This window comes from Sphingomonas sp. BRN-1R (assembly GCF_057748035.1).
This window is the reverse complement of record NZ_CM173236.1, coordinates 1,872,781-1,899,111: the sequence shown is the minus strand read 5'-3', so window position 1 is coordinate 1,899,111 and position 26,331 is coordinate 1,872,781. Positions and strand designations below refer to the sequence as shown.

Sequence of the window (26,331 nt, the reverse complement as noted above, 5' to 3'; positions counted from 1 at the left end):
TTGTACTGATCGACGTTAACGTACCCGCCTAACGCACCTGCCGCGCCGCGAACCACGGCGTGATCCGCCGCAGAGCCTCGGTAATCCGATCGGTCGAGACCGCGAAGCTGAAGCGCATGAAGCGGTGCCCGTCGACCGGATCGAAGTCGATACCCGGCGCCGTGGCGACGCCCGTTTCGAGCAGCAGGTCCATGCAGAACGCCATGCTGTCGTCGGTCAGATGGCCGATATCGGCGTAGATGTAGAAGGCCCCGTCCGGCGGCGCGATCCGACGCAGGCCGAGCGCGGGCAACGCTTCCAGCAGCAGCGCGCGGTTGGCGGCATAGGTGGCGATATGCCCCTCAAGCTCGTCGCGGCAGTCGAACGCGATCAGCCCGGCGTGCTGCGCGAGCGAGGGCGGCGTAAGGAACAGGTTACCCATCCGCGCGCGGGCGGCGTCGATCAGATCGGGCGGCACCACCAGCCAGCCGAGCCGCCACCCCGCCATGCTGAAATATTTCGAGAAGCTGTTGACGATCAGCGCCTGCGGCTCGTCCTGCAACACCGACCGCGCCGGGCCGGCGTACGTGAGGCCGTGGTAGATCTCGTCCGAGATGATGCGGATGCCCTGCCGCCGGCACGCCGCCACGATCGCGGCCAGTTCGTCGTCCGCGATGATCGTGCCGGTCGGGTTGGCGGGGCTGGCGAGGATCAGCCCCTGCGGCGCGGGTTCGATCGCCTCGATCGCGGCGGCGGTGATCTGGAAGCGTTCCGCTTCCCCGCAGCCGATCTCGACCGGCTCGAGAAACAGCGCTTTCACCGTGTTGCGATAGGCGACGTAACCCGGACGGGCGAAGGCGATCCGGTCGCCCGGTGCGAACAGGCACGATAGCGCAAGGACGAAGGCAGGCGACGCACCACAGGTGAGGATGACCTGCTCGGGATCGACGCGCACGCCATGGCGCTCGTCATAGTGCCGCGCGATCCGGCTTTTGAGCGGCATGCTCTCCCAATAGCCCATGCCGTCGGTGTCGAGCACGCGGTGCGCCGCTGCGATGGCGGCAGCGGGCGCGCCGGTCGAAGGCTGGCCGAACTCCATGTGGATGACGGAGCCGCCATCCGCCGCCATGCGATGCGCGGCGCGGCTGATGGCGATGGCGTGGAACGGGTCGATCTGGGCGGTCATACGCCCGCTTAGCGCAACTGCCGGCCGACACAAACGCGTGTCTGCCTGCTCTGCGGACCGGCCGCTACGCCGATCCGCCAGCAGGCGAAGGTCAGTCCTTGCCGCTGCCCGGCTCGGCGACCTTGCGGTGCGTTTCGGCGATGATCGACTGCGGCACCACGCCCGCCGCCGCGACCTGAAGCTTGTTGCTGAGGCCGGAGACGATGTGCCCCTTGCCCGCCATCAGCGCACCCCAGCCGTCGCGCGCGACCTTGGCGGGATCGGCCTTGGCGTCGGTCTGCCCCATCTCGGTATCGAGCATGTCGGCGCGCGCGAAGAACTCGGTTTCGGTCGGCCCGGGCATCAGCGTGGTGAGCGTGACGCCCTTCGCATCCTTGATCTCGTTACGCAGCGCTTCGGTGAAATTGTCGATGAACGCCTTGGTCGCGTTATACACCGCGTTGAACGGGCCGGGCATGTACCCGGCGATCGAGCCCGTCACCAGCACCTTGCCCTCGCCGCGCGCAATCATCTGCTTCAGCGTCTTCTGGAGCAGGTAGATCGTGCCGGTGATGTTGGTGTCGACCGAATGCCGCCACGTCGCGACGTCGAGATCGAGGAACGCGCCGCCCTTGCTGATGCCGGCGTTGGCGAACAGCAGATCGATCGGCCGCCCGCCTGCCGCGTCGAGCAGCCGGTCGACACCCTCGATGGTGGAAAGATCCGCCTCGAGCGGCTGGACCGACACGCCGTGCCGTTTGAAATCCGCAGCCGATGCGTCGATCAGCGGTTCGTCGGCGACGACCAGCAGATCATAGCCGTTCTCGGCGGCGAGGTGGGCGAGTTCGAAGCCGATGCCGGTCGAAGCGCCGGTGATGATCGCGAAACCCTTGCTCATGTCGATATCTCCTTACGCCGCGAAGGTCTGGCCGGGCTTCAGCACGACCTTGGTGACTTCGTTCTGGTGGTCCTTGAACATCTTGTACCCCTTGGGCGCGTCTTCGAGGCCCATGCGGTGCGAGATGAGGAAGGTAGTGTCGATCTTGTCTTCCATGATCGCGTTGAGCAGCCCCGGCAGATAGCGCTGGACGTGGGTCTGCCCGGTCTTGAGCGTCAGCCCCTTTTCCATGAACGCGCCGAGCGGGAACTTGTCGACGAAGCCGCCATAGACCGCCGGCATCGACACGCGCCCACCCTTCCGGCACGCGATGATCGCCTGACGGATCGAGTGGGTGCGATCGGTGCCGGTGAAGGTGGAGACCTTGAGCTGATCGACGATGTTGTCGAAGAACATACCATGCGCCTCGAGCCCGACCGAGTCGATGCACGCATCGGGGCCGATGCCGCCGGTCATCTCCATCAGCGCTTCGTAGGTTTGCGACTCCTCGAAGTTGATCGTCTCCGCGCCGAACTTCCTGGCAAGCTCGAGCCGGTGCGGAAAATGGTCGATCGCGATGACGCGCTCGGCACCCATCAGGAACGCAGACTGCACCGCGAACAGCCCGACCGGGCCGCAGCCCCACACCGCGACGGTATCGCCCGGCTCGATCTGCGCGAACTCGGCCGCCTGCCAGCCGGTCGGCAGGATGTCGGAGAGGAACAGCACCTTGTCGTCGTCGATCCCGTCGGGGATCACGATCGGCCCCACATCGGAGAACGGCACGCGGACATATTCCGCCTGCCCGCCCGCATAGCCACCGGTCATGTGGCTGTAGCCGAACAGGCCCGACATCGGGTGGCCGTACACCTCCTGCGCGATATCCTGGTTGTCGGCGGGGTTGCCGTTGTCGCACGCCGAGAACTGCTGCTTGCCGCAATGGTAGCAGCTTCCGCAGGCGATGGTGAACGGCACGACCACGCGCTGGCCTTTCTTGAGCGTCGAGCCCGAGCCGATCTCGACCACCTCGCCCATGAATTCATGGCCGAGGATATCGCCTGCCTTCATGGTGGGGATGTATCCGTCGTAAAGGTGCAGGTCCGAGCCGCAGATCGCGGTCGAGGTGATCTTGATGATCGCATCGCGCGGATTGAGGATCTCGGGATCATCCACCGTGTCGACGCGCACGTCATGCTTTCCGTGCCAGGTGAGTGCGCGCATCAGTTCTGCTCCTCGTGGTGGGTTTCGGCGGCGTGCTGCTCCCGGGTCCACGACGAGGTCGCGATCTCGCCGGTTTCCATCAGTTGCTTGAAACGCCGCAGGTCGCGGCGCGCCTGAATGGCGGGCTCGCGCTGGAACAGCTTGGCGACGAACTTGCCGATCGCGCCGCCGGGCGGATCGTACAGGATCGTCGCGGTAACGACCGTGCCGCGCGAGCCTGCATCGCGAAAGTCGATCCGGCCGCTGTTGGACACCTCGGCACCCTCGGCCGATGCCCAGACGATCATCTCGCCCGGCGTTTCGTCGGTGACAATCGCGTCCCATTCCACCATGCGGCCGGCAGGCGCCTTGACGACCCAGTGGCTGCGCCGATCATCGATCACGTCGATCCGTTCGACATTGTCCATGAAGGTCGGCAGCTTCGCAAAGTCGCGCCAATAGGCGAACAGTTCGTCGCGTGGCCGGTTGATCGTCACCGATCGGGCGATCAGCGTGTCGCCTTTAGGCTCGATCAGCGCAGCACCCGCCGCTTCGGCGGGATCGCCCTTCTTCATCGTGCTGAGCGGGGCGTCGTCCTGTGTCATCGTCATCGCCACCTCCTGGTTGTGATGCGACTACAACAGATTCACGCAAGCCGGTGTTCCTGCGCTATTTTTCGACTTATCGCACAATCCCCCCGCTTGGCGGTTACGGTCGAGAATGTGAGTTGATGTAGGTTATTGCAACCATGCTGATCGACTATCTTGGATCAATCTGGCAGATCCTCAAGCATCTTGATCGAATGCATTGGACATTGGTTCGCGCTCGCCCGGAAGCCCGCCGAATAGTCGTACGTTTCGCGTCGAGCACGGTTGATCGCGCCGAGCGGCTGATGCGCGGCAAGCCCGTGCCAGGGGCTGAACGACAGCAGATCCTCCTGCGACTGGCTGACGCCGTTGCGCCATGACGTTTGCGGCGCGACGCTGAAGGTCGCGACGGTCACGAACGGGCTCTCTTTCTCGTCCCACAGCACGGTCGGGTCTTCGATCGGCATCGTTTCGCTGTTGACGCAGAGCTGGACACGGAACTCCCAGGTGCCGCCCTGCTCGATCATCACGTCCGCCACATCCTCGCGCAGCGCGTTCGGGCGATTGTGGACGTTGATCCGGTCGCCGGTCCGCTCGGTCAGGCCCGGTGATACCGGCGCGAGCGAGAATTTCGCGATGTGATCGCCGTAGCGGTACGCGGTCTGCGAATAATAGGTCTCGCCGAGCGGATGCACCTCGGGCGCGCCGCCAAGTTGAGTGATGAGCGCGGACTTGCCGCCCACCGCTTCCAGCGCGCTCTCCACCACGCGCAAGGTCGCCGACAGCGCCGCCTTGGCGCCCTCGGCCTTGTCGGTGGTGGCGGCGAACAGCTTCAGGTTCTTGGCGAAGACGGCGGGCGTCGGCGCGCCGAACACCGGGCCGTTCACCATCAGAAAATCCTGTTCGCCGCTATGCTCGCCCGGCAAGCGCGCGCCCTCCACGCCGAGCACCTTGAGGCCGATCCCGCGCGGTGCGCTGACCGCATCGTCCAGTATGTCGCCCGGCGAGGTCGAGATGCGCAGCACCGCCTCATAGTCCCCCGGTGAAGCGAACAGCCCCTGCGCCAGTTCAGGCGGCAGGCCGGCCCGCACCGAGAAGACGCCTTTGACGATACCGTGGCTCTTGGCATGAACCCCGCGCACCGCATGGCCGTAATCCTTCGACGTCGTCTCGAGAATGTGCCGGAAGCTCTCCTTGAGCGAGGCGACCGCATCGGCCTCGTCGTCGGACGGATGCTCGACCGAGGGCGAGAAGGCGATGGCGGTCTTGTTCACGGGCATTCTCCAAAGGCGTCCTCCTCAACCGACGCACAGGGAGGCGGTTCCGGCGTATGACGCTTATGTTGATGCAGATCAGCACAGTAACGCGCCCAAAACTTCTTGCCGGAGTATAGGGTCTGGACGGCAACCTTATCGCGTCTTGCGCGTCGCCCCATCGGGCGTGACTCCCTTTGGGTCGGCGCCGCGCGGTATGGGTTCGCGCACAAGGAGACGGCGAGTGACGGCTGAGAAGGACACGGTCCATTACGAGGGCAGCGAGGGCGGCTGGGGCTCGGTCCGCGGCATCGTCGAGACGGCTTTGCGCGAACGCACCTCTCCGGGCGCGCTCGATACGTTGCGGCGGCAGAACAAGGTCGGCGGCTTTATGTGCGTCTCGTGCGCATGGGGCAAACCCGCCAAGCCGCATGCCTTCGAATTCTGCGAGAACGGCGCGAAGGCGACCCTTTGGGAACTGACCACACGGCGCTGCACGCCCAAATTCTTCGCCGATCACACCGTGACCGAACTGCGCGGCTGGAAGGATTACGATCTCGAACAGGAGGGCCGCCTGACCCACCCGATGCGGTACGACCGCGCGAGCGACACCTACGTGCCGTGCGGATGGGACGAGGCATTCGCCGCGATCGGTGCGGAGCTGAAGGCGCTCGATCCGGGATCGGCGATCTTCTACTCGTCAGGCCGCGCCAGCCTGGAAACGAGCTATCTCTACGCGCTGTTCGCGCGGCTCTATGGGCACAACAACCTGCCCGACAGCTCGAACATGTGCCACGAAACCACGTCGGTCGCGTTGAAGAAGGTGATCGGCTCGCCGGTCGGCACTTGTGTGCTCGACGATTTCGAGACGTGCGACGCGATCTTCTTCTTCGGGCAGAACCCGGGCACGAACTCGCCGCGGCTGCTGCACCCTTTGCAGGAAGCGGTGAAGCGCGGGTGCAAGATCGTCACCTTCAATCCGGTGAGGGAAAAGGGGCTCGAATCGTTCAAGAACCCGCAGAGCCCGGTCGAGATGCTCACCCCCAAGGCGACGCAGATTTCGACCCTGTACCTTCAGGTGAAGACCGGCGGCGATATCGCTGCGATCATGGGCCTCATCAAATATGTCCTCGCGGCCGAGGAGAAGAAGTGGGCGGAGGAGAAGCTCCACGTCCTCGACGTCGACTTCATCAAGCAGCACACCGCCGGCTTCGACGAGATGAAGGCGCAGGCCGATGCGACCAGTTGGGACGAGATCGAGCGCGAGAGCGGTCTGGCCCGCGCCGACATCGAGGAAGCTGCCGAGATCTACGTTCAGGCAAAGCGCGCGATCTGCATGTACGGCATGGGGCTGACCCAGCATTTCCATGGCTTTCACAATCTCACCACGCTGACCAACCTGTGGCTGCTCAAAGGCAATATCGGGCGCGAGGGCGCGGGCATCTCGCCCGTGCGCGGCCATTCCAACGTGCAGGGCCAGCGCACGGTCGGCATCTCGGAAAAGCCGGAGTTGGTGCCGCTCGACAAGATCGCTGAACAGTTCGGGTTCGAGCCGCCGCGCGAGGAGGGGATGAACACCGTCAAGGCGTGCGAGAACATCATCTCTGGCGAGGTGCGCGCGTTCATCGGGCTCGGCGGCAACTTCATCCGCGCGATCCCCGAGCAGGAGAAGATGGAGGCGGCATGGTCGCGGCTGCGGCTGACCGTGCAGATCGCCACCAAGCTCAACCGCAGCCACCTCGTCCACGGCGAGGTCGCCTATCTGCTGCCGTGCCTCGGCCGTTCAGAGGAGGACATGCAGGCGAGCGGCGCGCAGAAGGTGACGATGGAGGATTCGCTGTCCTGCATCCACGGCTCGTTCGGCAAGAACACCCCCGCCAGCAAGGATCTGCTGTCCGAACCCGCGATCGTCGCCGGCATCGCCAAGGCGACGCTGCCGGCCAATCCCAAGGTGCATTGGGACGAATGGGTCGGCAATTACGACCTGATCCGCGATCTGATCGAGGAGACCTATCCCGAGCAGTTCTACGACTTCAACCAGCGCGTGTTCACGCCGGGTGGCTTCTATCGCGGCAATTCGGCGCGTGAACGGGTGTGGAAGACGGAGAGCGGCAAGGCCAACTTCACCGTGGCCACGAAGCTGTCCGCGATGGGCGTCGGCGATGCGCCGGGCCGCTTCCGGCTGATGACGATGCGCTCGAACGACCAGTTCAACACCACGATCTACGGCTATTCGGACCGGCTGCGCGGGATCGAGGGTACCCGCGACGTGCTGCTGATGAACCCGGAGGATATCGAGGCGGCCGGGTTGAAGGTCGGCCAGGTGGTCGGCCTGGCTTCGGACGCGGACGACAATGTCGATCGCAAGGTCGGCGGGCTGACGGTGACGCCGTTCCTGCTCCCGCGCGGCTGCATCGGCGGTTATTATCCGGAAATGAACCCGCTGGTGCCGCTGTGGTATCATGACGAGGAGTCGAAGACGCCGGCGGCAAAGGGCGTACCGGTGCGGATCGTCGCCTGACGTTCAAGGGGCTGTGGCTCTTACAGCCCCTTGAACATGATCCACACCTTGGGGCGTCCGGTCGGCTTGGCGGTGCCGTCGAGCCGCACCGCGCGGACGATGGCGATCGGGTGGACGAGCATCTGCCCCTTCATCTCCTCGTCACCGCCCGGCGCGGTCGGCAGGGCGAGCATGCGCTTCACCACGTCCATCCCGCCGGCGACATGGCCGAACACCGCGTAACCGGGCGAACCCGGCTTCGCATCGAGATTGGGGCTCGGCCCGACCAGCAGCGAGAAATTGGCCGAGCCGGAATTGGGATTGGCGTAGCGCGCCATCGAGATCGCGCCGTTGACGTGGCGCAGCCCGGTCTTGCTGGTCGGCTCCAGCGGCAGCATGTCGAGCTTGCGGCGCGCATCGGTGCCGATGCCGCCCTGAACGAAACCGAGGTCGGGATGCCCTGCCTTGCGCGAGGCGCGGTAGAAATCGGTCCCGTCGAGCCGGCCGTCATCGACATATTGCAGGAAGTTGGCGACCGTCTTCGGTGCGTGGCGATAGTCGAGCGCGAGCGTGATCGGCCCCGCCGACGTATCGAGCCGGACGCGCACGATCGGCGGTTCGGCGGGTGCGGCCGCGATCAGAAGGATGGCGGCAAGGCTAACGGCAAGACGTCGCACGCAAATCTCCACTCAGGCATCGTCGCCCCGGTTACGGGCGGACACCTGCTTTACGCAACCGCAGCATGGAGGTTGCAGCGGAAATAGCGCGGATCAGCCCGCCGACAGTTTCACCACGCCGAGCAGCAGCCAGTACAGACCGCCCGAGAGCAGCATCGCCGCCGGCAGCGTCATCACCCAGGCCAGCACCATGTTGACGATGGTGCGCGTCTGCAACCCGTTGCCGCTCGCCACGGAGGCGCCGGCGACACCGCTCGACAGGATGTGCGTGGTCGAAACCGGCGCTGCGAACAAATCGGCGGTCATGATCGTAAAGGCGGCGACGATCTCCGCCGAAGCGCCCATTCCGTAAGTGAGGTGCGACTTGCCGATCTTCTCGCCGACGGTGACGACGATCCGCTTCCACCCCACCATCGTGCCGAGCCCGAGCGCGACCGCCACGATGATCTTCACCCATAGCGGGATGAAGCGCGTGCCCTGCTCGAGATTCTTCTGGTACGCGCCGATCGCCTTCAACTGCTCGGGCGAGAAGGTCTTCTTGGAGGCGTCATCCTTGGTGACGGCCTGTGCGACACCTTGCAGCAGGTACATGTCGTTGCGCAGATTGGGCGTCGCCGCCGCCGGCACCCGGTCGAGCGAGCCATAACTGGCGATCCGCGTACTCACATCGTGCGACAGCGTGTCGATCGCACCATAAACCGATGGGTTGATCGGCTGCTTGGTCTCCAGCGCGCGCGTCAGCGCCTTGCGCGCCGCGCCGACATCCGGCCCCGCCACGCCGCCGTGCGCGCGGAACGCATTCGCTGCCGCATCGGCGGTGGCGATGAAGGCAGGCGTCGCGCTCGCCGGCATGGTGCGGTTGAGCGCATAGGCGGTCGGCGCGCAGCCGATCAGGATCAACATGATGAGCCCCATGCCCTTCTGCCCGTCATTGCTGCCATGGAAGAAGGAGACGGCGGTGCAGGTCGCGATCAGCGTCGCGCGGATGCCCTTGGGCGGCGGCGCATCGGTCGCCGGGGCGTCGTACAGTTTTGGGTTCCGCAGCACGCGCTTCATCACGAGCAGGAGCACCAGCGATCCGACGAAGCCGACCGCCGGGCTGAACAGCAGCGCGGATAACACCTTCTGCGCCTGACCCCAGTCCACGCCCGACGCGCCATTGCCGCCGTGGAGCAACTGGTTGGCAAGCCCGACGCCGAGCACCGAGCCGATCAGCGCATGGCTCGACGAATTGGGCAGGCCGACGAACCACGTCGCCAGGTTCCAGATCACCGCCGCGAGCAGCAGCGCGAAGATCATCGCGAACCCCGCGCTCGATCCGACGTGCAGGATGAGATCGACCGGCAGCAGCGTGACGATCGCATAGGCGACCGCGCCACTCGAACACATCACGCCGAGGAAGTTGAAGAACCCCGACCACATCACCGCCACCGGGGCGGGCAGCGAGTGGGTGTAGATCACCGTCGCGACCGCGTTGGCGGTATCGTGGAAGCCGTTGACGAATTCGAACCCCAGCGCGATCAGCAGCGCCAGCCCGAGGAAGGCGAAGGTGGCGATCGCCAGCCCCTCGCCCGCCTGTGCGGTATCGAACAGGATGCTCGCGCCGGCATAGCCGAGCGCGCCCACCAGAGTCGCAACAAAGATCCAGCGCGCCGCCGGATGCAAGGGTCGGTCGAGATGCGGCGCGCCGCCTGAGCGCTCACCCACGGATGGGGGCGCGGTGGTGGACATATCCATAAAATCGGCGTGGCCTGCTTCTGTTACCATGTGATGACACAACGTACTGCGACGCAGCATCGAACGGTGCGTCACCCACACCGAATATTGCGGCGGCCCTTAATCTGCATTTGTCGCATCGGCAACCATCGACCGGCCCGCAGCGAGGCTCGCGCCGTCACCTCGCCGCGTTCGAGCAGACACGTGCGGACGCCGCTGCGCATCAAACATTGCCCTCGGCGCTCGCGTTCCCTACCTGTTCGCCGATGAGTCTCCCCGCATCCACCGCCGACCCCGCCTATATCAAGGGCCTGAACGCGCCGCAGCGCGACGCCGTGCTCACCACCGAAGGCCCCGTGCTGGTGCTCGCCGGCGCGGGCACCGGCAAGACCGCGGCGCTGACCGCGCGGCTCGGCCATCTGCTCGCGACGCGGCGCGCGTATCCGAGCGAGATCCTGTCCGTCACCTTCACCAACAAGGCCGCGCGCGAGATGCGCGAGCGCGTCGGCCGGCTGGTCGGCGACGTGGTGGAGGGGATGCCGTGGCTCGGCACGTTCCACGCGATCGGCGCGAAGATGCTCAGGCGGCATGCCGAACTGGTCGGGCTGCACTCGAACTTCACCATCCTCGACACCGACGATCAGTTGCGGCTCTTGAAGCAACTCATCCTCGCCGCCGACATCGACGAGAAGCGCTTCCCGGCGCGCAGCCTCGCCGGGCTGATCGACGAGTGGAAGAACAAGGGCCTCGTCCCGCGCGAGATCGATGCGGGCGAGAGCGAGCGTTACGCCAACGGACGCGGCGGCGAATTGTACCAACGCTATCAGGAGCGACTCGCCGCGCTCAACGCCTGCGACTTCGGCGACCTGCTGCTCCACATGCTGACCATCCTGAAACGCGAGCGCGAGGTGCTGGCCGACTATCAGCGCCGCTTCAAATATATCATGGTCGACGAATATCAGGACACCAACAGCGTCCAGTATCTCTGGCTCCGCCTGCTCGCACAGGAGCGCAAAAACATCTGCTGCGTCGGTGACGACGATCAGTCGATCTATTCGTGGCGCGGCGCGCAGGTCGAGAACATCCTCAAGTTTGAAAAGGATTTTCCCGGCGCCAAGGTGATCCGGCTCGAACAGAATTACCGCTCGACCCCGCACATCCTCGCCGCCGCATCGGGCGTGATCGCCAACAACAGCGGGCGGCTCGGCAAGACCTTGTGGACCGAGGAGCCCGACGGCGAGAAGGTCAAGGTGCTCGGCGTGTGGGACGGCCCAGAGGAGGCGCGCCGCGTCGGCGATGAGATCGAGGCGGCGCAGCGGAACGGCCAGTCGCTCGACCGGATCGCCATCCTCGTGCGCGCGCAGCACCAGACGCGCGAGTTCGAAGACCGCTTCATCGCGATCGGGATGAATTATCGCATCATCGGCGGTTTCCGCTTCTACGAGCGCGCGGAGATTCGCGACGCCCTCGCCTATTTGCGCGTGGTGCATCAGTCGGCCGACGATCTCGCGTTTGAACGCATCGTCAACGTGCCCAAGCGGGGCTTGGGCGACAAGGCAGTGCAGAAGCTCCACATGCTCGCGCGCGCCGAGCATATCCCGCTGAGCGTGGCGGCGGCGCGCATCCTCGACACCGACGAGCTGACCGGCGCGGCGCGCAAATCGCTGAGCAATTTCGTGATCGACCTCGCCCGCTGGCGCAAGATGGCGGGCGAGCTGCCGCATGCCGAACTGGCACGGCAGATCCTCGACGAGAGCGGCTATACCGGCGCGCTTCAGGCGGAGAAATCGGTCGAGGCGTCGGGGCGGCTGGAGAACCTCAGCGAACTCGTCCGCGCGATGGAGGAGTATGAGAGCCTCGGCGCATTCCTCGAACACGTCAGCCTCGTCATGGACAATGAGGCACAGGCGGACGAGGCCAAGGTGACGATCATGACGATCCACGCCGCCAAGGGACTCGAATACGAGACGGTGTTCCTGGTCGGTTGGGAGGAAGGGCTATTCCCCTCGCAACGGGCGATCGACGAGGGCGGCAACGCCAGCCTCGAGGAAGAACGCCGGCTCGCCTATGTCGCAATCACGCGCGCGCGGCGGAAGGCGGTGATCCTCCACGCCGCCAACCGCCGTATCTACGGCCAGTGGACGTCGAGCATCCCGAGCCGCTTCGTCGCCGAACTGCCGCACGCGCATATCGAAAGCGAAAACAGCATGTCGGGCGGCGAGAGCCTGTGGCGCGCCAACTGGTCCGAACGCGCCGACCCGTTCGCCGACGTCGCGCGCGGCACCGGGCGCGGCCCCGGCTGGCAGCGCGCGGCCAGCGTCAAGGAAGGTGGCGCCTTCACCAGCCGCACCTTCTCGCGCGAGCCGACCCGCATCGTGGAGGCCAAGGCGAGCGCGGTGAGCCTCGGCAACAAGGGGCGCTCCGATCTGAGCGTCGGCATGCGCGTGTTCCACCAGAAGTTCGGCTACGGTACGATCGCTATCATCGAGGGCAACAAGCTAGAGATCGACTTCGAGGACGCCGGCCGCAAACGGGTGATGGATACGTTCGTCAGCCTCGGATGACCGGCGCCCGCCGCCTGCGCAGCCACCGGTTCACCCAGAACACCGCCAGCGCCCAAACCGTGCCGAAGCACCAGCCGCCGAGCACATCGCTCGGCCAGTGGACGCCCAGGTACACACGGCTGCACCCGATCAGGATCACGATCGCGCTGAAGAAGCACACGATCGCCGCGCGCGCCGCGCGGCGCGGTTCGATGCCCGCAAGCATCAGCGCGATCGTCAGATAGGTGGCGGCGGAGATCAGCGCATGGCCGCTCGGGAAGCTGGCGTTATCCACCCAGACGAGGTGGGGGACCAGTGCCGGGCGGGGTCGGTGGATCACGTCCTTCAACCCGGTGGAGAGCAACGAGCCGCCGATCAGCGAGGTCGCGATCCATGCCGCTTCGGCTCGGCGTGCCAGCACGATCAGCGCGAGGATGCCCGATCCGCCGAACAGCCACATGAGGGTGAACCCGCCCAGCGCGGACAGGTCGATCATCGACTGGCGCAACCACATCGGCCCGACCGGCACGTCGAGATGCCCCGGCACGCGCAAGGCGAGCAGGATCGGCGCATCGAAACCGAAGCTGCGCCCCCCGGTCAGCACGACCGCGATGTGCGCGCCGAGCAGCAATGCCGAGGCCGCCAGCAGCGAGGGCAGCGGCCACAGCCAAACGAGCGCGCGCGGCGCGTCTTCTTCTGCTATATCGTCAACCATATCCGGCGGACGTGCCACCGGCCAAGCCGGGCGGCCAGCGATTTCCGTAGTGCTACGGGCCTTCGGCGTAACCTTTCGCTCACCTACCGACCGCTAGAAGCGGATGGCGTAAGCCCGCCACCGGAGATGTCGACCTTGGCCCCGCCTACCCAGCTTGCCGAACTGCTGGCCGAGCATCGCCGCCTGATCGAGGCGATCGATGGCCATGAACGGCAATTGCTTCAGCCGCGTCCCGACACGTTCGCGGCGCTGGCGTCGCGGCGCTGGGCGTTCGCGCGCGACTTGATGCAGCATTGCGCGCATGAGGAAGTGACGGTGCTGCGCCCGCTCGCGGCGGACCCTCGCCCGCAGGTCGCTGCCGAGGCGGCGCGTCTGCTCGACGAACAGGAACGGCTGATCGCCGACTTCAAGGAGCATGTCCGCCGTTGGGGCACGTTCGCCAGCGCGGCGGAATGGACCGACTATCTCCGCTCCGCGCGCGGGCTGCTGCACCGGCTGAAGCGTTGTATCCAGGCGGAGGAAACCAGCCTCTACCCGCATCTGCCCGCGCAACGCGGCGCCGGCACGGCCGCGCAACACAGCTACGCCGGCGCGCCGAGCGCACGCCAGCTTGGCGACCTGATCTTCAAGGGCAAGCCGCTCGACTGACGCTCAGGTCAGCTCGACCGTCATCAGCGCCGAGTCGGTATATTTCGGGTCGCTGGGCGAGAACAGCGGGTTCGCCTTGAACGCGCGCGGGGTGAGGCGAAGCCCGGTAAGCCCGGCCAGCTTGAAGGTGCCGAGCTTCAGTTCCTTGGGCGGGCGACCGTCGCGCTCCAGCACGACACCGTCGATGAACAGGTCGCCGTGGCGCGTGTAGATCACATGCGGCGCGAGCGTCACCTCGGTCCGGTTATAGGTCGCGGCGAGGCAACGCTGGCGCACGATGCCTTCGAAAACGGTGGGTACGTCGCCTGCGGGTGAGTCTTTCAAAGGTCTGTCTTCGGGCAATAAGGAAGTGGCGGCGCCCATAGCGCGAACCACCGCAGCGCAGCAAGTGTGCAAGGCGCACGATGGCATGCACAGGATGCGTGTCACGCAATCGCCGGTTGGACATTCGCGCGCGCGCGCCATATCGCGAAGCGATCATGCCGCACCCGCTCGTCGCCAAGCTCGCTCTCGCGCCGCACCCCGAAGGCGGCTGGTATCGCGAGACACTGCGCCAGCCGGCGCCGGACGGCGGGCGTGCGCTCGCCACCGCGATCCTGTTCCTGCTCGACGCGGGCGAACGCTCGCACTGGCACCGCGTCGATGCCGCCGAACTGTGGCTGTGGCACGCGGGCGCACCGCTCGCGCTGTTGATCGATAGCGAGGAACGGCTGCTGAGCGGCGACGATCCGCAGGCGCTGGTGCCCGCGAACGCCTGGCAATCGGCCGAGGCGCGACACGGCTGGGCGCTGGTGAGTTGCGTGGTGACGCCGGGGTTCGATTTCGCGGGCTTCGAACTCGCCCCGCCCGGCTGGGCGCCACTACCCACGCCCGGCTGGGCGCCGCCAAGATGAGCGGCGACGCGACCGGCGGCCTGCCCATGCCGCGCCGCCTGCTCGCGATCGGCGCGGTATCGTGCGGGTCGGCGCTCATCATGATCGACGGCAGTATCGCTAACGTCGCGCTGCCGACGATCGCGCGCGATCTGCGCGTCGACAGCAGTTCGGTCGTCTCGATCGTGACGATCTACCAGTTGATCCTCGTCATGCTGCTGCTGCCGTTCGCGGCGCTTGGCAATCGGCTGGGACTGAAGCGCATGTACCAGATCGGGCAGATGGTGTTCACCGTTGCGACGATCCTGTGCTTCTTCGCCAAGAGCCTGCCGTTCCTGCTGATCGTGCGCGCGGCGCAAGCGATCGGCGCGGCGGCGGCGCTCAGCGTATCGTCGGCGCTGATCCGCTCGATCTATCCCAAAAGCCAGCTCGGCCGCGGGCTTGGGCTCAACACCGTCGTCGTCACCAGCGCCAACGCGCTCGCGCCGACGCTTGGCGGGTTGGTGCTGGCGGTGGCGCCGTGGCCCTGGGTGTTCGCCAGTGCGGTGCCGTTCGCGATCGCCTCCTTGCTGCTCGGCCGCGCGCTGCCGGCTGCCGAGCCGCGTGCGGAGCCGTTCGATCCGCTCGGCGCGGTGATGTGCGCGGCGATGTTCGGTCTGGTGATCGGCGGGGTGGAAACCGGCATCCACGGCGACAGCCCGGTGGTGTCCGCGGCGATCGTCGCGGTGGGCGTCGCGGTCGGTGTTTTCTTCGTCCGGCGTCAGCGGGACGAGGCGAACCCGATCCTGCCGATCGACCTGCTCGCGCGCCCGATCATCGCGTTATCGGTGCTGAGTTCGTACACCGCGTTCGTCGCATCAATGACGTTGCTGATCTCGTTCCCGTTCCGCATGCAGCACGAGTTTCACATGACGCCTGCCGAGGTCGGCGCGGTGCTGGCGCCGTGGCCGCTCACCAACATCTTCATCGCACCAACCGCGGGCTTCCTGTCCGACCGGATACCCGCCGGCGTGCTGGGCGGGATCGGCATGACGATCACCGTCACCGCCTTGTGCCTGATCGCCTTTCTTCCGCCCGATGCGGGCTATGTCGATATCGTGTGGCGGATGATGCTGTGCGGCGCAGGGTTCGGGCTGTTCCTGCCACCCAATGCGCGGCTGATCGTCGGTTCGGCGCCGACGCACCGCGCGGCGGCGGCGGGCAGCCTCGTCTCGACAGTGCGGCAGGTCGGGCAAACCACCGGCGCGACCTTGGTGGCGCTGCTGCTCGCGCTGGGCGTGGGCGGTGGACGGACGCCGCCGCTGGTCGCCGCCGGGCTCGGCGTGATTGCGGGGCTGTGCAGCGTCGCGCGGCTGCGGCCGTCTGTTCGTAATCCCAAGATGGTCGAAACGTCGGACGTCCAGCCGGCGGAACAAGTGCGGTGAGGACACGCATGGCCTTCGCGGTACTGGCGCTGGTGTCCGGCTGCACGTCCGCACCGCCGCGCGATCCCCGGCTTGCCGCCGCGCCGCTGGCGGAGCGGCTGGCGGCAGCGGATGCGCGTTCGGGCGCGGCGATCTTCACACAATGCGCCGCGTGCCACAGCATTGCGCGAGGCACAGGCGACCGCGCGGGGCCGAACCTGTACGGCATCGTCGGCCGCCCGCTCGCGCAGAGCAGCGATCGGTTCAACTACAGCGCCGCGCTGCAAGCGGTCGGCGGCGACTGGACGTTCGAGCGGCTCGACGCGTGGCTGACCGATCCGGCGCGATTCGCGCCCGGCACCAACATGCACTTCGCCGGGCTTCGCGACGGCATGGACCGCGCCGACGTGATCCGCTTCCTCAACGACAACGGATCGAACCGGCCGCTACCCGCCGCCGCTACCCCGCGCAGCCGATCAGCCCGGTAACCGGGACGACGACGCCGTCCTTGCCGTCGCGGTCGAGCCGGAGCGAGCCTTCGGGTATGACGCCGCCCTTCACCACGTCGCCGCGCGTCTCGATCTTCAGGTCGAGCGTGGCGCGAACGCCGGGGGCAGCATAATCGGTCGTCTCCGCGAGACCGAAGCTCGCCGCGCCGCGCGTGTTCACGCTGGGGAGATCGACCACGGCGCCGTCGAGCGCCAGCCGCAGATGCGCCGGCTCGGCGGCGGCCATGGCGACCAGCGTACGCGTCTGCGTCGCAGTCCACAGGAAAGCGGCGCAGCCGGTGGCGGGCAGCGCCTGTTTGGGCAGCACGTCGATCGGCAGCCCTTCGATCTGTGTCGGCGGCGGCGGCGCGGCAAGCTTGGGCACCTCGCGCGGCATGGCGGCGGCCAGCAGAAGCAGCAACATCATGCCGCCGATCCTAACAGGAACAGCCACGCCGGGTAAGCCGCCACCGCGAGCAGCGCGCCGAACGGAGCGCGATCGTCAAGCCGCGCCGCCCGCCCGCGCAGCATCCCCGCCAGCACGACCGCAAGCCCGGTCAGTGCGGCGAGGAACAGCACCACGGGCAGCATCCGCCAGCCGAGCCACAGCCCGATCGCGCCGAACAGCTTGGGGTCGCCGCCGCCCAGCCCCTCGCGCCCGCGCATGTGCCGGTAGCCGAACGCGACCAGCCACAGCGCCGCGAACCCGCCTGCCCCGCCGATCAGCCGGTCGGCAAGCGGCGGCTCAACCCCCAGCGCGCCGCTCGCTACACCGGCAAGCGCGAGCGTCAGCGTCACGGCATCGGGGAGCCAGTATTCGGTCACGTCGAGCGCCGCGAGGGCGAGCAGCAGCCAGCCGAACACCGCGCCCGCCAGCCCGTCCGGCCCCGGCACCGCCAGCCCCGCCGCCACGCCGATCGCAAGCGCGAGCGCCTCGACCCGCCAGTGCAGCGGGTCGATCGCCGTGCCGCACGTTCGGCAGCGCCCACGCGCCAGCGCCGCGCTGAGCAACGGCACGAGATCACGCGGTGCGAGCGTCCGCCCGCAGCCGTCGCACTGCGAGCGCCCGCGCAGCACCGATCGCCCTTGTGGCCAGCGCAGCACCAGAGTCGCCACGAAACTGCCGATCACCGCGCCGAGCAAGCCGAGCAGCACGGGCCACAGCAGCGTCTCAGCCATTCGGCTTCTTGCGGATCAGGTAACGATAGGCGCCAAACAGATCGATCACCAGCAGCACGATGTTCTGCGTGCCGAGCGCGAAGTCGCGGGTGAGGATGGCGCCGCCGATCCAGCACAAAGCCGACACGGCAAACAGCACCTGCCCCCAGCCGGTCGCGCGCCGACCCAGATCGAGCGCGACCATCGCCGCCGCGATCATCCCGCCGCCCGAAGCGGTCCATTTGAGCACGGTGGTGAGTGTATCCATATCTCCGCCGTAGAGCCCCGCGCACCCACGCGCCAGCTTGATACGGCGCAAGGTCAGGCGTCGAGATGCAGCTCGAAATAGCGGCTGAACGCGGTGTCGCGATAGTCGGCAAACGGCGCGCACGGCGTGAAGCCTGCGCGCGCATACATGGCGCGGGCGGGCGCGAACGGCGCGTTGGCGCCGGTTTCGAGACTGAGGCGCGTCAGCCCCGCCGAACGCGCTGTGCCGATCAGGTGAGCGAGCATCGCCGCGCCGATGCCGCGACGCACGTGATCGGGCGCGGTGCGCATCGACTTGATCTCGCCGTGGCGCGGATCGAGCCGCTTCAGCGCGCCCATGCCGAGCAGCACATCCCCCTCCCACGCAGTCCACAGCGTCACCGCCGGATCACGCAGGCCGGTCAGATCGAGCGCGAACACCGCGCCCGGCGGCGAGTTCGCGAAGGCCGCGCGCAGATGCAGTTCGACCAGATCGACCACCGCCGCGCGCGACAGATCATCGCGCTCGAACCGCATCGCAGGCGGCGTCAGGGGAATACCTCATCGGGTTCGACACCCCACAGGTGGATCGCCTCGACATAGCCGCCCTGCCCGTGGACGTCGAAATAGCACCAGCCGCGCGCACATTTGCTCAGCCGCCCGACCACGCCCGCCGCCGCGCGCCAGCGTACGCGCGTGCCGGGCTCGGGCTGGTCGAGCATGTCGACCGGGGTGCCCATCACGAAACCGGTGCGCGTATCGCGGATCAGCGCGCCCATGATCCAGCCTTGCGTGCCGCCCGGGTCTTCGACCTTGAGCCAGGTGCCGTGATCGTAGGTATCGAGCACCTTCACCGGCAGATCGGCGCGCTGGTACAGCCAGATGGCCGGATAGGTGCGGCCCGGGCCGGTGCGCATCCGCGCCTTCGCCGCCGAGATCGAGGCGTAATACGGCGTGTGCTTCTGCACCAGCGCACCCACTGCGGGCACCGACACGGCAAGTGCCGCAAACACCAAAATCATACGATCACGCAAACGCATACACATTCCTTGCTGGGCCGGGCCTGCTTAGCGCGTGCGGCAAGCGCGCTTCAACAGCGTTGACGTGGGCGCATCGCTTCGCCAAGCGCGGTATATGCCCGAAACGAGACGCGTCGCTCACCCGAAGGTCATCGTCACGCGCGAACTCACCGATGCGGTGATGGCGCGGATGGAGCAGTTGTTCGACACCACGATCAACCGCGAGGACCGCACGCTGACCCGCGACGAACTCGCCGCCGCGATGGCGACGTGCGACGTGCTGGTCCCCTCCGTCACCGACGCGGTCGACGCCGAACTGATCGCGCAAGCCGGGCCGAACCTCAAGCTGATCGCCAATTTCGGCGCCGGCGTGAACCATATCGACCTCAAGGCGGCGCGCGCGTGCGGCATCATCGTCACCAACACGCCCGGCGTGCTGACCGAGGATACTGCCGACCTGACGATGGCGCTGATCGTGTCCGTGCCGCGCCGGCTGGCGGAGGGCGAAAAGCTCGTGCGCTCGGGCCAGTGGACCGGCTGGAGCCCCGGCGGGATGCTCGGGCACCGCATCGGCGGCAAGGCGCTCGGCATCATCGGCATGGGGCGGATCGGCCAGGCGGTGGCGCGGCGCGCCCGCGCTTTCGGGCTGACGATCCACTATCACAACCGCTCACGCCTGCCGAAGGTGCTGGAGGGTGAACTCGGCGCCCAGTGGCACGCCAGTGTGGACGCGATGCTCGGCGCGATCGACATCCTCACCATCCACACGCCGCTCAATGCCGAGAGCAAGGGCATGCTCGACGCGCATCGCCTCGCACTGCTGCGCCCTCACGTCTATCTCATCAACGCCTCGCGTGGCGGCATCGTCGATGAAGAGGCGCTGGTCGACGCGCTCGAGGCAGGGCGGCTTGCCGGTGCGGGGCTCGACGTATGGCAGCACGAACCCGAGATCGACCCGCGCCTGCTCGCGCTGCCCAATGTGGTGATGACCCCGCACATGGGCTCCGCCACGTTCGAGGGGCGAATGGCGACCGGCGAGAAGGTGATCCGCAACATCCGCGCCTGGGCGGACGGGCACCGCCCGCCCGATCAGGTGCTGGAAGGCTGGGCCTGACGGTTGCGGGCGCGCCCGGCATCATGCCGGCGCACGCCCGCCAGCCCGGTTACATCGGATTGCTGCCAGCCGCGCCGGTCATGCCCTTCAGCATCGAGATATGCTGCTCGATGATCGGAACCGCCGTCGATGCGACCTGCTTCAGCGCCGGATCCTGACCGTCGGTCGCGTAACCATCCTGAAGCGACCAGGCGGTCTGGTGCGCCTGAAGCTGCTGCTGGAGATACAGCTGGTCGAACGTGCCCTTGGGCGCCTTGCGCAGCAGGTCGATCTTCGACTTGTTGGCGCTCGACAACATCGTCGAAGGCGGCGTGATCTTGCGATCCGGGTTCGACAGCGCTGCCTTGAGCGATTGCGTGGTCTGGGTGTGATCGGCGATCATCTGGCGTGCGAAGCCCTTCACGTCCTCGCGCTTGCTCTTGGTCAGCGCAAGCTTGCTCGACTGGATTTCGTACTGGTCGCCATCGGCGGCGAGCTTGACGTAATCGGTCGCGGAGGTGCCGGTCATCGGCGACACGCCCACGTCGCTGGGGCTGAGCCGCGCCTGCGCGAACAGCGGAGTGGAGCAGGCGAGCGCGAGGCCCGTCATCATGGCGGTCGAGAGTTTCATGGCAGATCTCCTGTTTGGATGCGGCTCAAACAGCCCGCCTCCTCAAGAGTTCCTGCCTGGCGGACACTTCGTCCGCTTCAGTCGATCAACGCGACCAGCGCGGCTGTCGTCACCGCTTCGGAACACAGGAAGCCTTGATATAACTGGCACCCTTCGGTCGCGAGCAGTTCGAGCTGCTCGACCGTCTCGACCCCCTCGGCAATGACAGTCAGGCCAAGCGAGCGCGCCATGTCGATCACCCCGCGCACCACCACCCGGTCGCGCGGGGTGCCGGTGATGTCCTGCGCGAGCTTCTTGTCGATCTTGAGGTAATCGAGCGGCAGCGCCTTGAGATAGGCGAGGCTCGAATAGCCGGTGCCGAAATCGTCGATCGCGATCCGGCACCCGGCGGTACGCAGCGCGGAAAGCAGCCCGCCCGCGATGCCGAGATCCTCGATCAGCCCGCCTTCGGTGATCTCCAGCGTCAGCCGCGTGCGCGGGAAACCGCTGGTGTCGACACGGTCCAGGAACAGGTCGGCGAAGCCCGGGCGCGCGATGTCGGCGGCGGTGAGGTTGAGTGACAGCCGCAGCCGCCTGAGCGCGGCGGGCCAGGCGGCGGCACGTTCCAGCGTGATGCGCTGGATATGGTCGGAGAGTGCAATCTCCAGATCGGCGCGCGCGGCGGCGGCGAACAGCGTCTCCGCGCCGATCGTGCCGAGCGTGCCGTGTTCCCAGCGTGCCAGCGCCTCGACACCGACGATCGCGCCCGTCGAGACCGAAACCTGCGGCTGGAACAGGATCTCGATCTCGCCGCGTTCGATCGCGTGGTGGAGCGCGATCGCAAGCGATTCGATCGGCGCCTCACCATCGCTCGGCTCGGCGACGCGCAGGGTGGCACTGTCCGATTCGCGTGCCTCCGCCAGCGCCTCGCTCGCGCGGCGCAGCAGCGCAGCCGCCTCGTCGCCGCTCACGCCTTGCGCGACTCCGATCCGGCAGCCCAGCACCGCGATCGTCTCGCCCGCGACGAACGGCCGCGCAAGTTCGCCAGCGATGCGTTCGGCCGCCAGCTCGATGCGCGCGCGTGGGGCACGTGCCGCGACGAGGAAGGAGGAGCCGCTCAACCGTGAGATCAACGCCTCGCGGCCGAGCACGTCGCGCACCGCATCCTCGATCCGCTTGAGCGCGCCGCGCAACAGCGCATCGCCCGCGCTGCGGCCGTAGGCGGTGTTGATCATGTCGAAGCGGTTGAGCGCGACCAGCATCGCATAGAGCGGCTCGGCCGCGTCCTCGCGAAGCCGCCGCCCGATCCAGCGCCGTGCCGAGCCCGCGTCTCGCGCGCCTGCGAGCGCTTCGCGCAGTTCGGCGGTCGGCTCGGGCGCGCTGCCGAGCGGCTCGACGATCGCATCGACGCGGCGTGCGGTGGCGTCATGGTGGAGATGCTGCACGATCCGGCCGATCCCCGCGACATCGTGTGCGAACGCCGTGGTGGGACGCGCGGGTGACAACCGCCGCAACGCAGCGAGCGCGGCCGAGCGATCCGCGGAATCGAGCCGGCGCAGCAGCGTGCGCATGGAGGGCTGTTCGTCCGTACCCAGCAGCCGTGCGAAACCGGTCGTCAGCAGCAGCGTGCGTTCGGCAGTATCGAACCGCCAGCCGAGCGGCTCGGGCACTCCGGCCGCGCGCCACTCGCCCGCCATGCGCCCGGCGTGGCGGGCGGCGTAGCGCAGCGCCTGCACGAACTCGGTCTCGCCGAACGGGCTGGACAGGAAATGCGTCGCGCCGACATCGTAGAGCGCACCGATTGCCTCATGATCGCCGCGCGAGACCAGTACCAGCATCGCGCCGCCATTGGCTTCGATCGCACCGCCGAGCACGCGCGCGCCGGCGATCCCGTCGGCGAGCGCACCGCGCGCGTCGATCACCGCGACCGCCGCACCGCTGGCGAGGAAGCGCCGCTCGACACCGGCCGCGCGCCGCGCCGCCACCACCTGCCAGCCGGCGCCGCCGGCAAGCGCCGCAAGTTCGTCGCGCTGGCGGAACGACAGGATGAACAGCGGCGTGGCTCCGGTGCCGGTGCGCAACCCTTCTTCCACGCTCAATCCCCGCCCCTCGGGCCGCCCCCAGCGGCCGCACCGCGCCCTTCTGCCCCGGCAATGCTTAAAGAAGAAGCCGAAAACACGCGTGGGCGGCTAACCCCTTGTTCGCACGCCCGCGAAGGCTTAGCTCATATGCGATGCATTCCGCGCCCACCCTGATCGATCGCCACGGCCGGACGATCAGCTATCTGCGCATATCGGTGACGGACCGGTGCGACCTGCGCTGCCGCTATTGCATGGCCGAAACGATGACCTTCCTTCCCAAGGCGGCGCTGCTCAGCCTCGAGGAAATCGCGGTGATCGCCGAACATTGCATCGCGCGCGGCATCCGCAAGATCCGGTTGTCGGGCGGCGAACCGCTGGTGCGCCGCGACGTCGGCGAACTGGTGCGGCGACTCGGGCGGCATGTCGGTGGCGGGCTGGACGAGTTGACGATGACCACCAACGGCACCCGTCTCGCCGAACATGCCGAAGCGATGGTCGCGGCGGGCATGCGACGCATCAACGTCAGCCTCGACAGCCGCGACCCTGCGGTGTTCCGCCACATCACCCGCCACGGCGACGTGTCGCAGGTGATCGGCGGCATCCTTGCAGCGCGGGACGCGGGGCTTGCGGTCAAGATCAACATGGTCGCGCTGAAAGGGCTGAACGAGGCGGAGATAGCGCCGATGCTCGACTGGTGCATCGCCGAGCGGCTCGACCTCACGCTGATCGAGACGATGCCGCTCGGCGCGATCGACGAGGATCGCATCGATCGTTTCCTGCCGCTTACCGCCGTGTTCGACGATCTTGCCGCGCACTTCCCGCTCGCCCGCGATTCGCACCGCAGCGGCGGGCCCGCGCGTTATTGGCGGGTCGAGGGCACCACGACACGGCTGGGGCTGATCTCGCCGCTCACCGGCAATTTTTGCGACACCTGCAACCGCGTGCGGCTCACCACCGAGGGGCTGCTCTACACCTGCCTCGGGCATGACGATTGCGTCGATCTCAAAAGCGTTCTGCGCAGCGAGGGGGTAAGCGGGCTCGACGCCGCGCTCGACGCGGCGATGGCGAGCAAGCCCGCGCGCCACGATTTCGACATTGCTGCGGCGAGCCCCGCCGTCGCGCGCCACATGAGCGTGACCGGCGGCTGAGATGGACCACGGCGCGGCACCCCAGAAGCGAGCGCTCGTCGCCTCGCCAACCCCGCCTGCGCAGGCCGCCGCCGCCGAACTGGCCGACGCCTACGATTGGGTCGCCCCGGAGGAGGCCGATCTGATCGTCGCGCTCGGCGGCGACGGCTTCATGCTCCAGACGCTGCATTCGATCCTTGAGCGCCGCAAACCGCCGATCCCGGTGTTCGGCATGAACCTCGGCACCGTCGGCTTCCTGATGAACGAGTGGCGGCACTTCGATCTCGACGGGCGGCTGGCGCGCGCGCGCCCGTTCAAGGTGACGGCGCTGGCGATGACCGCGACGACGATCGACGGCGCGGTCCACAGCCTGCCCGCGATCAACGAAGTGTCGATGCTGCGTGAGACGCGGCAGACCGCCAACCTCGAGGTGACGGTGAACGACCGGATCGTGCTGCCCGAACTCGCATGCGACGGTATCCTCGTCGCCACGCCGGCCGGCTCGACCGCCTACAACCTCTCCGCGCAAGGACCGATCCTGCCGCTCGGCTCCGCGCTGCTGGCGCTCACCCCGATCAGCGCGTTCCGCCCGCGTCGCTGGCGCGGCGCGATCCTGCCCGACAAGGCGCGCATCATGGTGCGCGTGCTCGATCCCGGCAAACGCCCGGTCAGCGCGGTCGCGGACCAGCGCGAAGTGCGCGACGTCGCGAGCGTGGAGATCGCGGTCGACCGTTCGCGCGAGCTGACCTTGCTGTTCGACCCCGAGCATGCACTCGACGATCGCATCACGATGGAGCAATTCATCGCATGACGTGCGCAAAGGGGCTTGCATCGCCGTTTCAGCCGGTTATAGAGCCGCCTCCACGCTGTTCCCTGATAGCTCAGCGGTAGAGCTCTCGACTGTTAATCGAGCGGCCGTAGGTTCGAATCCTACTCAGGGAGCCAGCGTGGAATGGTAGATTGCCATTCCACGCGTCGTGCGCGAGCCGAACCGCCAAGCCACATTATAACTTCTGATCATTGCTTTAGCGGCTGTGTCCCGGACGACGGCGATCGGATCTGTCCGATTCGCCGCCGCGCACCCTAGTAATCCTTACCGCACCCGCTCGCCGCCCTTGATCACCGCAGCGGGGTGTTCCAGCACCCGCACATCGGCGAGCGGATCGCCATCCACCGCCACGATATCCCCGTAGCGGCCGACTGCGATCTCCCCGACGTCCTCGCGCTTGTCGAGTGCCTCGGCCGCGCTCAGCGTCGCCGCGCGGATCGCCTGGAGCGGCGTCATCCCCCATTTCACCATCGTCGCGAACTGGCGCGCGTTGTCGCCGTGCGGATAGACGCCTGCGTCGGTGCCGAACAGCATCGGCACGCCCGCCTTTACCGCGCGCTGGAAAGTCTGCCGCTGCTTGAGGCCGATCATCCGCTCCTTGTCGAGGCTCTGCTGTTCGGTGCCGTTCTTGGTGCCGGTGGCGAGGATGTAGTCGTCGTTGTAAATGTCCATGTCGAACCAGGTGTGATGCTGGATCGCCAGACGAATCGCCTCGTCCGAGGCGAGGCTGCAATGCTCGATCGTGTCGATGCCCGCCAGGATCGCCGCCTTGATGCCCTCGTCGCCATGCGCGTGCGCCGCCACGCGCAGATGGAGCATGTGCGCCTCGTCGGCGATCGCCTTCATTTCCTCGAAGCTCAGTTGCTGCCCGCCGACGCTGTCGCCAAGCGAGAACACCCCGCCGGTCGCGCAGATCTTGATGACCGTGGCACCGTATTTGTGCAGCCAACGCACCTTCGCGCGCGCGTCCTCTGGGCTGTTGATGACCGAGGGTTGCTGCTTGTCGAGGCTGGGCGGCAATGCGTTATCATCGCAATGCCCGCCGGTCGCGCCGATCGCATAGGTCGCCGTCGTCATGCGCGGGCCTTCGATCCAGCCGCCGTCGATCGCCTGTCGCAGCCCCACGTCGTCGAAATCAGCCGAGCCGACGTTGCGCACCGAGGTGAACCCCGCCTCCAGCGTCTTGCGCGCGTTGGCGGTGCCGACCGCCTGCCAGAAGCTGTCGGTATATTTCAGCCCGGTATAGCCGCCGATCTCCGCCAGCGCCGTGAGATGGACGTGCATGTCGATCAGACCGGGCAGGATGGTCTTGCCGGGCAGGTCGATCCGCGTCGCGCCTTCGGGGATGATCGGCCGCGCGGTCTGCCCCGTCACCACCGAAGCGATGCGGCCATCGGTGATGACCACCACCGGATCGTCGAGCGTCTTGCCGGATGCGACGTCGAGCAGATGGCCTGCGGTGACGACGACGCTGTTCGCCATTGCCGGCACAGCGACCGACGCCAACAGCGCCGCCGCAAACAGTTTCCGAACCATGATACCCCC

26 protein-coding genes and 1 tRNA gene are annotated in these 26,331 nt (G+C 67.2%); 10 read left to right on the top strand and 17 right to left on the bottom strand.

Going from position 1 to position 26,331, the window contains the following annotated elements; all coding sequences use genetic code 11:
• Positions 1 to 28: 28 nt before the first annotated feature.
• From AC3ANX_RS08760 to AC3ANX_RS08740, 5 genes are all read right to left on the bottom strand, one after another.
• Entirely contained in the window at positions 29 to 1,165 is a 1,137-nt protein-coding gene (locus AC3ANX_RS08760) for an aminotransferase class I/II-fold pyridoxal phosphate-dependent enzyme (protein WP_488336608.1), read from the bottom strand.
• Positions 1,166 to 1,256: 91 nt separating this feature from the next.
• Positions 1,257 to 2,042: an SDR family NAD(P)-dependent oxidoreductase gene (locus AC3ANX_RS08755; protein WP_488336607.1), complete on the bottom strand. Its 786-nt coding sequence runs from the start codon at positions 2,040 to 2,042 to the stop codon at positions 1,257 to 1,259.
• Positions 2,043 to 2,054: 12 nt separating this feature from the next.
• Positions 2,055 to 3,242 carry a zinc-dependent alcohol dehydrogenase gene (locus AC3ANX_RS08750; RefSeq protein WP_488336606.1) on the bottom strand — a complete coding sequence of 396 codons (1,188 nt, stop codon included), beginning with the start codon at positions 3,240 to 3,242 and terminating at the stop codon, positions 2,055 to 2,057.
• A complete protein-coding gene (locus tag AC3ANX_RS08745; RefSeq protein WP_488336605.1) occupies positions 3,242 to 3,832 on the bottom strand; it encodes an SRPBCC family protein in 591 nt (196 codons plus the stop codon). The genes AC3ANX_RS08750 and AC3ANX_RS08745 overlap by 1 nt, the downstream gene beginning before the upstream one ends.
• A 158-nt stretch (positions 3,833 to 3,990) precedes the next feature.
• Positions 3,991 to 5,088, bottom strand: a complete 1,098-nt coding sequence (locus AC3ANX_RS08740) for a catalase family protein (RefSeq protein WP_488336604.1) — start codon at positions 5,086 to 5,088, stop codon at positions 3,991 to 3,993.
• A gap of 190 nt (positions 5,089 to 5,278) precedes the next feature.
• On the opposite strand from AC3ANX_RS08740, the gene AC3ANX_RS08735 reads away from it, so the two are divergent.
• The gene (locus tag AC3ANX_RS08735) at positions 5,279 to 7,582 is read left to right on the top strand and encodes an FdhF/YdeP family oxidoreductase (protein WP_488336603.1); all 2,304 of its coding nucleotides are present in this window, start codon (positions 5,279 to 5,281) and stop codon (positions 7,580 to 7,582) included.
• Between the two features lie 20 nt (positions 7,583 to 7,602).
• Here the strand turns inward: AC3ANX_RS08735 and AC3ANX_RS08730 are convergent, their stop codons facing one another.
• Entirely contained in the window at positions 7,603 to 8,238 is a 636-nt protein-coding gene (locus tag AC3ANX_RS08730; RefSeq protein WP_488336602.1) for a peptidylprolyl isomerase, read from the bottom strand.
• Positions 8,239 to 8,331: 93 nt separating this feature from the next.
• Positions 8,332 to 9,969, bottom strand: coding sequence for an inorganic phosphate transporter (locus AC3ANX_RS08725; RefSeq protein ID WP_488336915.1), 1,638 nt, complete (start codon positions 9,967 to 9,969; stop codon positions 8,332 to 8,334).
• A gap of 251 nt (positions 9,970 to 10,220) precedes the next feature.
• On the opposite strand from AC3ANX_RS08725, the gene AC3ANX_RS08720 reads away from it, so the two are divergent.
• The gene (locus AC3ANX_RS08720; RefSeq protein ID WP_488336601.1) at positions 10,221 to 12,518 is read left to right on the top strand and encodes an ATP-dependent helicase; all 2,298 of its coding nucleotides are present in this window, start codon (positions 10,221 to 10,223) and stop codon (positions 12,516 to 12,518) included.
• On the opposite strand, the gene AC3ANX_RS08715 is transcribed toward AC3ANX_RS08720, so the two are convergent.
• Positions 12,505 to 13,230: a phosphatase PAP2 family protein gene (locus AC3ANX_RS08715; RefSeq protein WP_488336600.1), complete on the bottom strand. Its 726-nt coding sequence runs from the start codon at positions 13,228 to 13,230 to the stop codon at positions 12,505 to 12,507. The two genes, AC3ANX_RS08720 and AC3ANX_RS08715, sit on opposite strands and share 14 nt — an antisense overlap.
• 117 nt (positions 13,231 to 13,347) lie before the next feature.
• Between AC3ANX_RS08715 and AC3ANX_RS08710 the strand changes: the two genes are divergently transcribed.
• Positions 13,348 to 13,860, top strand: coding sequence for a hemerythrin domain-containing protein (locus AC3ANX_RS08710; RefSeq protein WP_488336599.1), 513 nt, complete (start codon positions 13,348 to 13,350; stop codon positions 13,858 to 13,860).
• A 3-nt stretch (positions 13,861 to 13,863) separates the two neighbouring features.
• On the opposite strand, the gene AC3ANX_RS08705 is transcribed toward AC3ANX_RS08710, so the two are convergent.
• Complete coding sequence (locus tag AC3ANX_RS08705) at positions 13,864 to 14,223, bottom strand: hypothetical protein (protein ID WP_488336598.1); 360 nt, start codon at positions 14,221 to 14,223, stop codon at positions 13,864 to 13,866.
• A 116-nt stretch (positions 14,224 to 14,339) separates the two neighbouring features.
• Between AC3ANX_RS08705 and AC3ANX_RS08700 the strand changes: the two genes are divergently transcribed.
• The 3 genes from AC3ANX_RS08700 to AC3ANX_RS08690 are packed head-to-tail and all read left to right on the top strand — an operon-like array spanning position 14,340 to position 16,623.
• Positions 14,340 to 14,753, top strand: coding sequence for a cupin domain-containing protein (locus AC3ANX_RS08700; protein ID WP_488336914.1), 414 nt, complete (start codon positions 14,340 to 14,342; stop codon positions 14,751 to 14,753).
• On the top strand, positions 14,750 to 16,156 hold the full coding sequence (locus AC3ANX_RS08695; RefSeq protein WP_488336597.1) for an MFS transporter: 1,407 nt from the start codon (positions 14,750 to 14,752) through the stop codon (positions 16,154 to 16,156). Before AC3ANX_RS08700 ends, AC3ANX_RS08695 begins: the two co-directional genes overlap by 4 nt.
• 8 nt (positions 16,157 to 16,164) lie before the next feature.
• Entirely contained in the window at positions 16,165 to 16,623 is a 459-nt protein-coding gene (locus AC3ANX_RS08690; protein WP_488336596.1) for a c-type cytochrome, read from the top strand.
• On the opposite strand, the gene AC3ANX_RS08685 is transcribed toward AC3ANX_RS08690, so the two are convergent.
• From AC3ANX_RS08685 to AC3ANX_RS08665, 5 genes are read right to left on the bottom strand one after another with little or no spacing between them, the layout of a single operon-like run.
• Positions 16,595 to 17,050, bottom strand: a complete 456-nt coding sequence (locus tag AC3ANX_RS08685; RefSeq protein WP_488336595.1) for a hypothetical protein — start codon at positions 17,048 to 17,050, stop codon at positions 16,595 to 16,597. The two genes, AC3ANX_RS08690 and AC3ANX_RS08685, sit on opposite strands and share 29 nt — an antisense overlap.
• Positions 17,047 to 17,802: a prepilin peptidase gene (locus tag AC3ANX_RS08680; protein ID WP_488336594.1), complete on the bottom strand. Its 756-nt coding sequence runs from the start codon at positions 17,800 to 17,802 to the stop codon at positions 17,047 to 17,049. The genes AC3ANX_RS08685 and AC3ANX_RS08680 overlap by 4 nt, the downstream gene beginning before the upstream one ends.
• Complete coding sequence (locus AC3ANX_RS08675) at positions 17,795 to 18,049, bottom strand: hypothetical protein (RefSeq protein WP_488336593.1); 255 nt, start codon at positions 18,047 to 18,049, stop codon at positions 17,795 to 17,797. Before AC3ANX_RS08675 ends, AC3ANX_RS08680 begins: the two co-directional genes overlap by 8 nt.
• A 53-nt stretch (positions 18,050 to 18,102) precedes the next feature.
• Positions 18,103 to 18,564, bottom strand: coding sequence for a GNAT family N-acetyltransferase (locus AC3ANX_RS08670; RefSeq protein WP_488336592.1), 462 nt, complete (start codon positions 18,562 to 18,564; stop codon positions 18,103 to 18,105).
• An 11-nt stretch (positions 18,565 to 18,575) separates the two neighbouring features.
• Entirely contained in the window at positions 18,576 to 19,067 is a 492-nt protein-coding gene (locus AC3ANX_RS08665) for an SH3 domain-containing protein (RefSeq protein ID WP_488336591.1), read from the bottom strand.
• 94 nt (positions 19,068 to 19,161) lie between these two features.
• On the opposite strand from AC3ANX_RS08665, the gene AC3ANX_RS08660 reads away from it, so the two are divergent.
• On the top strand, positions 19,162 to 20,160 hold the full coding sequence (locus AC3ANX_RS08660) for a 2-hydroxyacid dehydrogenase (protein WP_488336590.1): 999 nt from the start codon (positions 19,162 to 19,164) through the stop codon (positions 20,158 to 20,160).
• Positions 20,161 to 20,209: 49 nt separating this feature from the next.
• On the opposite strand, the gene AC3ANX_RS08655 is transcribed toward AC3ANX_RS08660, so the two are convergent.
• Positions 20,210 to 20,770, bottom strand: coding sequence for a DUF4142 domain-containing protein (locus AC3ANX_RS08655; protein ID WP_488336589.1), 561 nt, complete (start codon positions 20,768 to 20,770; stop codon positions 20,210 to 20,212).
• Between the two features lie 77 nt (positions 20,771 to 20,847).
• On the bottom strand, positions 20,848 to 22,842 hold the full coding sequence (locus AC3ANX_RS08650) for a putative bifunctional diguanylate cyclase/phosphodiesterase (RefSeq protein WP_488336913.1): 1,995 nt from the start codon (positions 22,840 to 22,842) through the stop codon (positions 20,848 to 20,850).
• Between the two features lie 140 nt (positions 22,843 to 22,982).
• Here AC3ANX_RS08650 and moaA point away from each other — a divergent pair, with 140 nt between their 5' ends.
• The 3 genes from moaA to AC3ANX_RS08635 all read left to right on the top strand — a co-directional run bounded on the left by moaA (position 22,983) and on the right by AC3ANX_RS08635 (position 24,902).
• Positions 22,983 to 23,978 (top strand): GTP 3',8-cyclase MoaA, encoded by a 996-nt coding sequence (gene moaA, locus AC3ANX_RS08645; RefSeq protein ID WP_488336588.1) that lies wholly within the window; start codon positions 22,983 to 22,985, stop codon positions 23,976 to 23,978.
• Position 23,979: 1 nt separating this feature from the next.
• Positions 23,980 to 24,768, top strand: a complete 789-nt coding sequence (locus AC3ANX_RS08640) for an NAD kinase (RefSeq protein WP_488336587.1) — start codon at positions 23,980 to 23,982, stop codon at positions 24,766 to 24,768.
• Positions 24,769 to 24,827: 59 nt separating this feature from the next.
• Positions 24,828 to 24,902, top strand: a tRNA-Asn gene (locus AC3ANX_RS08635).
• Between the two features lie 148 nt (positions 24,903 to 25,050).
• Here the strand turns inward: AC3ANX_RS08635 and AC3ANX_RS08630 are convergent.
• Positions 25,051 to 26,322 (bottom strand): Xaa-Pro dipeptidase, encoded by a 1,272-nt coding sequence (locus AC3ANX_RS08630; protein ID WP_488336586.1) that lies wholly within the window; start codon positions 26,320 to 26,322, stop codon positions 25,051 to 25,053.
• Between the last annotated feature and the right edge of the window lie 9 nt (positions 26,323 to 26,331).